The organism is Pseudomonas sp. B414 (assembly GCF_055408445.1).
Map to the genome: position 1 here is coordinate 59,138 of NZ_JBUZTQ010000013.1, position 11,837 is coordinate 70,974.

General features: G+C 56.2%; 11 protein-coding genes. 8 read left to right on the top strand and 3 right to left on the bottom strand.

Going from position 1 to position 11,837, the window contains the following annotated elements:
- The first annotated feature begins 5 nt into the window (after positions 1-5).
- Both ACZRMH_RS13220 and ACZRMH_RS13225 read left to right on the top strand, forming a co-directional pair.
- Entirely contained in the window at positions 6-515 is a 510-nt protein-coding gene (locus tag ACZRMH_RS13220; RefSeq protein WP_464013813.1) for a DUF3299 domain-containing protein, read from the top strand.
- Between the two features lie 173 nt (positions 516-688).
- Positions 689-1,387 carry an OmpW/AlkL family protein gene (locus tag ACZRMH_RS13225; RefSeq protein WP_464013780.1) on the top strand — a complete coding sequence of 233 codons (699 nt, stop codon included), beginning with the start codon at positions 689-691 and terminating at the stop codon, positions 1,385-1,387.
- Positions 1,388-1,447: 60 nt separating this feature from the next.
- Here ACZRMH_RS13225 and ACZRMH_RS13230 read toward each other — a convergent pair whose 3' ends face one another.
- The 3 genes from ACZRMH_RS13230 to ACZRMH_RS13240 form a co-directional block, all read right to left on the bottom strand.
- Positions 1,448-2,377, bottom strand: coding sequence for an NAD-dependent epimerase/dehydratase family protein (locus ACZRMH_RS13230; RefSeq protein ID WP_464013781.1), 930 nt, complete (start codon positions 2,375-2,377; stop codon positions 1,448-1,450).
- Positions 2,370-3,254: a sugar nucleotide-binding protein gene (locus tag ACZRMH_RS13235; protein ID WP_464013782.1), complete on the bottom strand. Its 885-nt coding sequence runs from the start codon at positions 3,252-3,254 to the stop codon at positions 2,370-2,372. Before ACZRMH_RS13235 ends, ACZRMH_RS13230 begins: the two co-directional genes overlap by 8 nt.
- A gap of 145 nt (positions 3,255-3,399) precedes the next feature.
- Positions 3,400-5,514, bottom strand: coding sequence for a mechanosensitive ion channel family protein (locus ACZRMH_RS13240; RefSeq protein ID WP_464013783.1), 2,115 nt, complete (start codon positions 5,512-5,514; stop codon positions 3,400-3,402).
- A gap of 672 nt (positions 5,515-6,186) precedes the next feature.
- Here ACZRMH_RS13240 and ACZRMH_RS13245 point away from each other — a divergent pair.
- From ACZRMH_RS13245 to ACZRMH_RS13270, 6 genes are all read left to right on the top strand, one after another.
- Positions 6,187-7,914 (top strand): AMP-binding protein, encoded by a 1,728-nt coding sequence (locus ACZRMH_RS13245; RefSeq protein ID WP_464013814.1) that lies wholly within the window; start codon positions 6,187-6,189, stop codon positions 7,912-7,914.
- Positions 7,915-8,143: 229 nt separating this feature from the next.
- Complete coding sequence (locus ACZRMH_RS13250) at positions 8,144-9,073, top strand: hypothetical protein (protein ID WP_464013784.1); 930 nt, start codon at positions 8,144-8,146, stop codon at positions 9,071-9,073.
- 32 nt (positions 9,074-9,105) lie between these two features.
- A complete protein-coding gene (locus ACZRMH_RS13255) occupies positions 9,106-9,357 on the top strand; it encodes an acyl carrier protein (protein WP_464013785.1) in 252 nt (83 codons plus the stop codon).
- Between the two features lie 30 nt (positions 9,358-9,387).
- Positions 9,388-10,266, top strand: a complete 879-nt coding sequence (locus tag ACZRMH_RS13260; protein WP_464013786.1) for a hypothetical protein — start codon at positions 9,388-9,390, stop codon at positions 10,264-10,266.
- Positions 10,263-10,835 carry a hypothetical protein gene (locus tag ACZRMH_RS13265; protein ID WP_464013787.1) on the top strand — a complete coding sequence of 191 codons (573 nt, stop codon included), beginning with the start codon at positions 10,263-10,265 and terminating at the stop codon, positions 10,833-10,835. The genes ACZRMH_RS13260 and ACZRMH_RS13265 overlap by 4 nt, the downstream gene beginning before the upstream one ends.
- 2 nt (positions 10,836-10,837) lie before the next feature.
- Positions 10,838-11,827 (top strand): ferritin-like domain-containing protein, encoded by a 990-nt coding sequence (locus ACZRMH_RS13270; RefSeq protein WP_464013788.1) that lies wholly within the window; start codon positions 10,838-10,840, stop codon positions 11,825-11,827.
- Positions 11,828-11,837 lie beyond the last annotated feature (10 nt).

Consider the following 11,837-nt stretch of genomic DNA (forward strand, 5'->3'; position numbering starts at 1 on the left):
CTGCAATGTCCCGCGTGCTGCTGGCGCTGTTACTGCTGGTCGCGACACCACTGTGGGCAGCCGAGCCGAAAGAGCTGACCTGGTCGGAAATGATCCCGCCGGATGCACCCCCTGAAGCTCCGGACATGACCCCGCTGCACGACCTGTCCCAGATGGGCAGCATGGAGGCCGCCCCGGCGGCCAAACAGGACTTGCCCAATGCCCCGGTAGTCCCGGCACTGGACGGCCAGCTGATTCGCCTGCCGGGGTATATCGTACCCCTTGAAGTCAGCGAAGACGGGCGCACCACGGACTTCTTGCTGGTGCCGTACTTCGGCGCCTGCATCCATGTGCCGCCACCGCCGTCGAATCAGATCGTGCATGTGACCAGCAAAGAGGGGGTCAAGCTCGACGAACTGTACCAGCCGTACTGGATCGTCGGCGCACTGCAGGTCAAGGCCAGCACCAGCGAACTGGCCGATGCGGGGTATCAGATGGATGCTCAGCGGATTGTGGTGTACGAACTGCCGGAGTAAGCCTCCACTCCAGCAAGATGGCAACGGATGTGGGAAACCATCTGCTACAGATTCTTCGAATGGTTCACGAATTTTTCACAACTTCACGCTTTCATTGAGCTGGGTCAACAGAACAGGCACTGGCGCTCATTACCATTGGTTATATAAATTTTAAATATCCCAATGGAGCTCCCATGCACAAGTCTTTGCTCAGCGCAGCCGCCCTTGCGCTCGCCGTCATCGCCCCCCTGGCCCAGGCCCACACTGAAGGCGACATCATCGTGCGTGCCGGTGCCATTACAGTAAACCCGAAAGCCGACAGCTCCAGCGTCAAGGTTGATCAAGGCCCGCTGGCGGGTGCTGATCTGGGTGGCAAGGCGACCATGAGCAGCGACACGCAATTGGGTCTGAACTTCGCCTACATGATCACCGACCATGTGGGTATCGAACTGCTGGCCGCTACGCCGTTTGAGCATGACGTAAAACTCAAGGGCACCGCCCTGGGCGCAGCCAATGGCAAGCTCGGTAGCCTCAAGCACTTGCCGCCAACCCTGAGCGTTGTGTACTACCCGCTGGATAACAAGTCCGCATTCCAGCCTTACGTCGGTGCCGGTATCAACTACACCTGGATCTACGACGAACACGTCGGCAGCCGCGCCAACGCCGAAGGTTTCGACAACTTCAAGGCGAAGAACTCCTGGGGCATGGCATGGCAGCTGGGTGCTGACTACATGCTGACCGACAACATCATGATCAACGCCCAGGCGCGCTATATCGATATCGATACCCGCGCCACAGTGGAAAACAACGCCGTTGCACCGGGCACTCGCGCCAAGGTCAACGTAGACGTGGATCCATGGGTTTACATGGTTGGCCTGGGCTATAAGTTCTAAGCCCTGCAACAATAAAAAAAGGCGCCTTTGAAAGGCGCCTTTTTTGTGGGCGGGTGGTTCTTAGCGGCCGAGCAGGCGCGCCAGCCCGACACTCATTGGCGTGGTTTCAGCCAATGTGAAGCGCTGCAACAGACGGCTGTTGTCGGCGCGGGAATGGCGGATGTCACCGGAGCGGGCCGGGCCGTGGCTGATCGGTGGCAATTCGCCCACCACTTCGCTCAGGGCTTCAAGCATCTGATTGAGTGTGGTGGCCTTGTTCAGACCCACGTTGACCGCGCCCTCTTCAGCTTTCGTAGTTTCGACGGCTTGCACCAGAATCTTCACCAGATCACCAACGTAGACAAAATCACGAGTCTGCTCGCCATCACCGAAAATGGTGATGGGCAGACCCTTTTCAGCACGTTCACTGAAAATGCTGATTACGCCCGAGTACGGCGAGGATGGATCCTGGCGCGGGCCGAAGATGTTGAAGAAGCGAAAGATCACCGGTTCCAGACCATGCTGGCGACGGTAGAAATCCAGATAGTACTCACTGGACAACTTGTCGGCGGCATAAGGCGTCAATGGCGCTTTTGGAGTGTCTTCGACAATCGACTCACCTTCGCCGTTATTGCCATACACCGCAGCACTGGAAGCGAAAACAACGCGTTTGATACCCGTTTCACGCATGGCTTCGCACACGTTCAGGGTGCCAATAAAGTTGCTCTGATGCGTGCGTACAGGATCGTCCACCGAGGCCTGCACCGAAGCAACGGCTGCCAGGTGAACCACTGCACTGCAACCAGCCATGACTTGGGCAACCAGCGCGGCATCCGCAACGTCACCTTCAATCAGCTCGACCTTCGAGTTGTCCATGGGCAAATTGCTGCGCTTGCCTGTGGACATGTCGTCGAGAATTCTTACCGAGTAGCCTTTGGCCAACAAGGCGTCTACCAGATTGGAGCCAATAAAACCGGCGCCGCCGGTGATTAAAACGGGAGCATCAACCATGACGATAAAACCTGTCCAGTAAAGCCGGGAGTGCCGCACGCCACGCGCGTGGCTTGATCCCGAAGGTGTGTAGAATTTTTTTGCACGCCAGTACCGCGTGCTGGGGCTCTTCTGCCGCATCCGGCCGCGCGGCGTGCGCCTGTGGTGTTGGCGCTTCGACTGCCAGGGTGTGCAGGTTGCGCGCCTCGGCCAGGATGGCTTGCCCCAGCGCCAGCGGCGTTGTCGCTTCATGCCCGGCGTAGTGGTAAGTGCCCCACAGCGGCGCCGCACAATCAAGCTGCTTGAGTACCGAGATAATGACCCGCGCGGCATCGTCCACCGGTGTCGGGTTGCCCCGTCGGTCATCGGCCATCAGCAGTTCGCCCGGCTTTTCAGCCTGGGCCAGAAACCGCCCGAGGGTGCCATCGGGGCTGTCATCGAGCAACCAGCCAAAACGCAGCAGTACATGTTGCGGGCAAATGGCCCGCACACTTTGCTCAATGCGCCACAGAGCCTGGCCACGTAACCCGAGCGGGACGGGTTCGTCCTTTTCGCTGTAGGCAGTCGCCCGCGAGCCATCGAACACGCGATAGCTGGAAGGTTGCAGCAACGTGATGTTGTGGTGCTGACACAGCTCGGCCAGACGCTCGACAGCGCGCTCCTGGGCAGCAAGGCGGCTCTCGCTTACTGACTGCGCCTGAAACCAGTCGAAGTAGTATGCAAGGTTGATAACCGCATCCGGGCGGGTGTCATCGAGCAGTTGCGTGAGGCTCGCAGCATCCCAACCGTCTTGCGGCGGGCGCGGGGCTAGGAAATTAATGTCTTCCTCGGCACCCAGACGAATCAGCGCCTGCCCGAGGGCATTTCCGCCGCCCAATAACATAAGGCGCATTCGCATAAAGTATGCAGGCTCAGTCTATTCAGAACGGTGATGTATACCAGAAAACCAGCCGTGAAAGCTGCTGACCATAATCAAGATAGCCGCATTTTGCGGGTTTCTGCACCGCTCGTCACGGACTAACTGCCCCCATACTAGAAGGCCATCACTGTGATCTGGGCGGGATATCTGTCAGCAGCACTGTAGAACGTTGCGCCAGAGAGTCCGCTGGCGACGCTTGCTCCTGCTCGCGCACGGGCATCAGGAACCCCTGTGGATAATGTTGTGCGAAATGAGCATCCGGGGATTTATCCACAAGCTTCTTAAGCCGGTCATTGAATGCACGGCTCACGGTGTTCTGGGCCCCGGACATGGTTCGGAACTGCGCGGTGATGGTCACGCCATCGAGGTTCATGCTGTCGACGCCGAAGATCGTCAGCGAGCCCTGCAGGCTCAGGCTGAGCAAAGGATCGTTACTGATCTGGCTCCCTGCTTCCCGAATCAGGGCCGTGGCTTTGTCCATGTCAGTGTCGTAGGTGAACTGCACCGAGAAAAAGGCGTAGGCGAACTGCCGGGAATGGTTGATCACCGCCTTGATCTGGCCAAATGGCACCGAGTGGACAAAACCTCGCGAGTCGCGCAGACGCAATGTGCGGATAGTCAGCCCTTCCACGGTGCCGGCATGGGCGGAGTCGATCACCACCCAATCGCCGACCGAGATGGTGTCTTCAATAATGATAAACAGCCCGGTAATCACATCCTGAACCAACTGCTGGGAACCAAAGCCGATAGCCAGGCCAATGACCCCGGCGCCAGCCAGAAAAGGAGCGACGTTCACCCCCAGGTTGGCCATTGTGGTGATGGTACAGATCACCACCAGAATCACTTTGATCGCATTGCGCGCCAGCGGCAGGATGGTCTTGATTCGCGTGCTCGGCTCATGACTCCCGCGCCGGTTGGTGGCAGGTTCCAGCGCTTGTTGAATGGCGGTGTCGAGTACCACCCAGGTCAGCCAGGTCACCAGAAGGATCAGCAGGATATGGCCCAGTGAATCGCTGATAACCTTGCCGGTGCTGCTGTCGGAAGCAAAGGCCAACAGCGAGAACCCCCAGATCTTCGCCAGCAGCTCAATAAAGGTCACGGCCAGGGCAATACGCAGCAAGGCGTAGACCACGCCGATAAAACGCTCTTTATAGGCCCCCGTACCGTGGGTTCGCGCCCGAAACGAATGGTGCAAAACCGTGCTCAGAAAAACCGTACCGATCAGCAGGCCCGATGTCAGCAAGGCACTGCGCAAGGCACGCTCGCTGCCCTCACCCACGCCCAGTAAATTGCGCGCGCTCACCAGCAACATCAGCAGAACCGGCCAATACCAGAGTACCGAAAAAATACGCAACGACTCTTGCAAGGCTGGCTGCCCGAGCCGCTGTGCCAGGGCTCGATTGCGGATCAGGTGGGCCACGGGGCGCCGCACCCGCACCACCAGCCAGCCCAGAATGGCGCACGCCAGCAGTCCGGCGAATACCGACAGGCAACTGGCGATATTGCCGCCGATTTGCCGGGCAATTTGCGGGCTGCTCATCGCATCGCTCAGTGCCGAAAAAAAGCCGATCAAAAACAGCGCCCGTTTCGAGTACTGACGAATAATCTGCACCGCGCGGCGCTTGTGGCCGGTTTCAAACAAGGTACTCAGTGACAGCACCAGCGCCACACAAAACACCCCGCCACTGCTGGCGTAGCTCAGGGTCAGGCCGAACGAGCGCCCCAGGGTGTCTTGCAGCATGCGGCTGGCGTACAGGGTCAGCATCAACGACACCAGCGCAGGCAGCATGTAGGGCACCACATAACTGGCCAGTGCCTGAATGCGTGGCCGGTGAATGATCGGGCGCGTCATGCACAGATAACGCGCCAGCAACCTACCTGCGAGCATCAGTCCGAAAAAAACGGCGCACCAGATAACCGTCAACAAGAAAAAATCGCCCACGCCACTCCATGAAGGATGTGTGGATGCCTGCTCGACCAGTTGCCCTGCTTCATTTGCAGCCCGCTCCGTGCGCAATCCCCAGGCGTCCAGCAGTTGCATACTCAGGCCAAGCTGGCCCTGAACCTCATCCATCCCCGCACCCAAAGCGCCCAGCAGCCCGCCATCGACCAGTACGGGGGGCTTGCCATCGTGCTCTTCGGCCTTGATCACAGAAGCCAGCGTAGGTGCGGCCTGAAGCATGCCATTGCCCGTGCACAACAGGACAAGAAGCAGTAACGCTGTTTTGAATTTAAACAAACCCGGGGCCTCCTGCACATCCTTGATAAGCCAAGCGTTTCGAAGTGATTAACCTTCAATTCATGGCGCGCCTGCATTGTCGATCAGGTACAGCGTAGTCAATGACAGGCCAGGCGTTGGGAATAATCGGTCAGGCTTTACCTGAAGTTACCACCATCAAATAGACAGCTATACAAATTGTGTAACTGCAAGTTCAGGCTTCAGATCCCTAATAAACACCAAACCGAGGTGTCAAGTGTTGGATAACTGCCGGACATGAGTGTTATCAGAGTGCTTTGCCTGAGAGGATAAACAGACCTTGAAAAGCGAGCATTTCCTGCCTCGATCCAAAGCACCGACCGAGCTGCGCTCAGGGTTAACGAGCCGAAAAGTATCTACAACAGCAAACAATCGCCCTTACTTACGCACTACAAAACACCCTGCGCAACGCAGTGAATGTTTAGACGTTAAACAACTATAAACTCACTTTAAAACCAGGCAGCCGCACCAAGTACAAACGAACATGAAAGATTATGAAACTTTCATCCAGCCGATTTACAAACACTTCGCCATGCCATAGAGTCAGCCAAACCGGGCAATACAGGTTTGTTTGCTCATTCGAGCGTTGTATTAAATTTGTAATATTTAACAGACTTGTTTGATTGGCTTCCCGGAGATCGCAAATTGGAAACAATGATCGATAGTATTTTGTCGGCCCTGGATAACCCACAGCAAAGCGCACTGCGAACAATTACTGTTATAGAAGAGAATGGAGAAGAGAAAAGCATCTCCTATGCGGCATTGGCACAACAAGCATTGGCGGTCTCTTCAGCCCTGATCGAACTTGGGGTTGTTCGTAATGACTTGGTTATTCTTGCCCTGCCGGCATCCATCGATCAATTGCTGCTACACACTGGATGCGTTTTGATTGGCGCCTTGCCTTGCACAGTAGCGCTGCCTGGAAGACTGATGGCAGACTCACCGCGCAACCAGATTTATGTTGCATGTCAGTTGTTTGCACCGCGCCTGCTGATCGCATCCGAAAGTAACGCACCCGCACTGCAGAGTTTGCTTGCTCGCATGCCTGTACGGGTGATCTCGAGCGCAGAGGTGAGCGTCGCTGCCAACGCGGGTTTGCCAATCCACGTGCAACGATGCCAAGCGGACAGCGGCCATCATGTGCAACTGACCTCTGGCTCGACCGGTCGCCCCAAGGCCGCCATCCTGAGTCATGGCAATGTCATCGCCAATGTACGCGGCATCGGTGGTGTAGTTGGCTACAGTGCTGATCGCGGTGACGCCTCTGCCTCCTGGCTACCGCTGAATCACGACATGGGCCTGGTGACATTACTGTCAAACCTGTATTACCAGGCGCCCCTGCTGTTGATGCAACCGGCGAGTTTTATCCGCAATCCGCTTGGCTGGCTCAAGCGCATGGCCAGCTTTGGCGCGACTACCACGGCTGCGCCGACTTTCGCCCTGCAGTATTGCATTCGCCGTTACCGCGAAGCTTCGATGAAAGACGTGGACCTTGGCAAGTTGCGCAATATCTTTGTCGGTGCCGAAAGGGTGGATGAAGCCTGCCTGAGGGATTTTGCACAGACATTCTCGCCGCACGGTCTTTCACGTTCTGCGCTGCAACCCTGTTACGGCATGGCGGAATCGACGCTGGCGGTGACAATGCATAATACGACCTTTAATTACGACGATCAGGCGCTCGCCTACGTCATTCCTGATCGTATCGACTCCGCCTCGCTGATCGAGCATTGGCAGGCTCGCCGCGCCGACGATAACAGCCAGAGGGTGGAAACCGTGCTGTCGATGGGCCGGCCGATTGCCGGTATGCAAGTTGCCGTAAGAGCCCTGGACAGTTCCGACGCCAAGGACCGCGAAGTGGGCGAAATTTTCATCCGCGGTTCTTCGATCATGTCCGGCTATTTGCCCGCCGAAGGCCAGACCGAGCATTACCAGAGCGGCGACTGGTTTGCGACCGGCGATATAGGTTATCGCGTAGATGAACACTTGTTTGTACTTGGCCGCAAGAAAGAACTCATCATCATTCGTGGCAGTAATTATTTCCCCCATGAAATTGAAGATGTCATTGCATCACACCCATTACTGGCCAGCGGTGGCAATGCAATGGCTGCCTTCGGCGTCTATGACGAGACGCAGAGAACCGAGAGTCTGGTAATACTGATCGAGCTTGATACGAAACAGAATCAGATCGAACTGCGCACCCAGCTTCAACTCACCTTACGTGACAAGTTCGGATTTGGTGCGCACGCCATTACATTCGTACCACCCGGAAGTTTACCACGCACTACCAGTGGCAAACTTAAGCGCCTGGAGTGCCGGAATATTTATCTGCAACTCGTGCTGACCAATAAAGACAAGGCTGATATAGAAGAGCCTGTTATTTAGAATAAAACCAAACTTGCCACCTCAAAAAACTGGCGCATTGCAACTTTTAAATACTGGATCACTCACCATGCAAACCTTGACCCAAGGTATTGATGCTAGTCCGTCATGCGCTTCATTATTGCATCTTTGCGCACAACCGGTTCTTCACCGCTTATCGATATATGGCGAACTGCCTGATCACTTGATTCACATTATCTCGCGCGCCTCTGTGCGATTGATGGATTCAGACATGTTGATTACGCAGACAATGCACAACTATGAGCATGCCGAACAATTGAACCGACCCTCGGTGGCCCTGACGCAACCGACCCATGAGTTGGAACATATTCTGGAACGCATCCAGCAAGACGGCCTGGCGTTGCACTACCGCTCATTCATGCAGAACTTCGCCCATTTGTTTTCGCTGTTCCTGACGCCGGATCAATATGAACGGGCACGCGCCAGCATTGATGGCGGTGGTGCCCTGCGTTTCCTGATGAGTGATGCCGGCGGCCCTACGCTCAATAGCTGGCGCACTATCGCCCAACCGGAAGGCGATGGTTTCAAGCTGCATATCGATAAGGTTTGGGGCATGTATGCCAACCTTGATGGCATGGCAATCGTCGCCGCCCGCACGCCTGGCTCGTTTTTTCCGTCGGCCTTCCTGGTCTGGCCCGAGCAATACAAGACACTCAAGCGCACTCTCTGCGGCGCGCCTTTTCTCGGCGATGTCGTGCAGCTGGGGAACGTCAAGGGCACGGTACAGGTTTCCCAGGATGATCGCCTGAAAGTGGGCGGCCCTGCGGTGCTCAATAAATACCTTACGACCGTACGGCCTTTCCTGGTGCGCGCACTGATGGCCCATGTTGACTGGCTGGCGAGTCAGGGCCGCATCGAACTGACCCAGGAAGAACGCGCGTCACGCGACTTCATCGCCGCCGCCGCCCGCGCCAAGACTCTATCCGAGCGCTACGAAAGTGAAGATGTGCAGCGAGTGCTGGCACTCAAATTCGCCTCCAATGAACTGCTTCTGCATCTGGTCAGCCGCTCTGCCGTGCCGAGTTTTCTCGACCAGCGTGACCTGCTGGCGTTTAGCAAAATGGAAGGCAGCTCTTACCGCTGTTATCACGAACTGCGCGCAAGCATGCGCGTGGCCAAGCCTGCGTCCGAATCACTCTAACCCCCCCCCAAAAAACTCAAGGATAAGCACCTATGACCACTACGACTGAAACCCTCAACACTCTGGAACTCCTGAAGAAAGAAGCCGCCAAGATCCTCAATATCGAAACCGTCGACACCCATGTCGGCCTGGGCGAACTTGGCATCGATTCGCTCAATGTGGTTGAGCTGATCGTGTACTGCGAACAGCTCTACGGATCCATTGATCCTGAGCAACTCAATATCACGCAGTACACCACCCTGGAGCAGATTGACATCCAGTTGCATCAGCAACAAGTCGCCTGATCCTCAGCCCCCTCATACCAGAAGCTCAACATGTCGAACTCGCAGCCCTTGGCATCAACGCCGCCGCTTGGCACCGTACCGGCTTTCAAGGTCCGTACGCTAGCTTACCGGCGCACAGAAACACCCTTTGTGTCGCCCCAGGTTAGCCTGGTGGATGCAGCGTTGGCGTTGGGGCAGCTGGTAGGCGATGAGGCTTGCCGTTATGCAAGCGACGCAGGCCCTATCGACGATTACGTGGTGAGCTCCACCGTGCTGTCACAGTTTTTGGCTGACGGTTCGCCACATGCGGGCTATTTCCAGGATGCGCTAGCTGCCCATTACGGGCGCCGTCCTGACTGGATAACCAACGCCTATGAATGCACTGGCTGGGGTTTCATCCTGCGCTATATGCAGGAGAAAGCGCAGTTCAGCGGTCGTCGCAGGCTGTTACTGCAGATTGTCGATACAGACATCCACAATTTCACTTACTGGTTGGGCAACAATCGTTGGGGGAAATCCGGTTTTGGCATCTGCACGTTAGTGATAGACGTGATTGCAGAGGCCAAAAACATGCTGCTCATCGGCACCTCAAGCCAGGCTAATGCGCTGCTGCAATTGGGACGAAACCTGCGCAGTTTCAGCGAAAGCCGGCCTGGTTTAGGTATCGCTGTACCGTTTTTTCCGGAGATGTCACGCCGCGCCCTGTTCAAGTGTTTCGACACTTCTTCCGTGCACGCCGACCATTACCAACGATTCGGCCATTCCTTCGGCAGCGACCCGTGGCTTTCGCTACTGGGCGAGCTCGGCGCGGGTTCCGCGCACGCCGGCAGCGACTGCATTGTGTCTTCGCTGGCGATGAACGGCTATTTTTCGATTGCTCAGATAACCCTCGCGTCCGATCTGCACTATGCATTGGAAGGTGAAATGTGAAGAGCGCGCAGACCTGTTCCCTGCTGTTACAGCGTAATCCGGATCATAACCTGGCTATCCCTTGTTCGGCTCGCAACCTGCCCCTGTTCGAAACGCAAGACTATGCACGCCGAAGTGTGTACGCACACGACAACCCCACGCCTGTGCTGGTCAACAACCAGCAGTACTACACCCTGCTATCTACGCTGGCCCGGCACATTTGGCAGAGCTGCGGTGAACAAACGCGTCTCTTTGCGCAGGTACGAATGCCTTCCATCGACCTTGCGTTGCCAGCAAACCTGCTCGATCCACGCGTGACGATGGGTGCCCATTTATGGAATGAAGCCTTGTTTTGGGCACGCCAGATCCAGACGCCGGTGGTCTGGATCAGCGCCGAACATATTCGTCGCGACCTGTGGGACGGTGGCGATAACCGCCTGCAAATCGCCTCCTGGAATACTGCAGAAACACCAGCCATCAGCGCGTGGTTCTTACCCGACCTGGACTACTTTGCGGCGCAGGTGTGCACATCACCTGTGCATGAGCAGTTCACCACATCTCAACCGAAATGCACGCAAGTACAGGGGTGACCATGCAAACAAAGCACGAACAGACATTGGATGATAGCCAGGCGATCAAGTGGAATTTCTCGGTCGAGGCTTACATGTCACAGACCTACGATTTCAGTGATGACAGCTTGAATGCGCTGTATCAGAAAACCAAGGCCAACCAGTGGGATGTCAATACCGACATCGATTGGAGCTACGAGCTCAATCCAGACAATCCCCTGGGCATGCCGGACGGCACGCTGCTGATCTACGGCACCGATGTCTGGAACAAAATGAATGAAAAAAACCGTGCTGAAATTCGCCATCACTCGCAAGGCTGGACCCTGTCACAGGTACTGCACGGTGAACAGGCGGCCCTGATTTGCGCCTCGAAACTGGCGGTGGCAGAAGAAAGCCTCTCGGCCCGTCTCTGCGCCGCCGGGCAAATCATCGATGAAGCCCGTCATATTGAAGCATTCGGCCGTCTGGTGAATAACAAGCTGCCCATCAGCTACCCCATGAGCAAGGCGCTCAAAGGTCTGCTGGAAGACACCATTACCAGCAGCAAGCTCGACATAACCAATCTCGGTATGCAAGTGCTGGTCGAGGGCATTGCACTGTCTCTGTTTCAAAGCATGGTCGCCTACACCAAGGACCCTTTTATCAAAGACCTGATGACTCGCATCCAGCGCGATGAGGCGCGCCACTTCGCCATTGGCCGCATCACGCTGGGCAGTGTGTACAAGGAAATGACCGCAACTGAACGCAAGGAACGCGAGGAGTTTGTGGTTGAAGGCGCTTACACCTTGTATGAACACCTGTGCGCCGACGACATATGGGAACCGATGGGCTTATCCAAAAAAGAGTGCAGCCACCTGGTCAGGAGCTCGGAAGTGGCCAACTCCATGCGCCGTTCCATTTTCCGGCGGCTGGTGCCAACCATCCGCGAAATGGGTTTGCTGACGCCCCGTGTGAGCGATGCCTTTGAAAAGCTCAAAGTGCTGGACTACGCCGCCATCCCAATGCCGGCCTAACAGGATACAG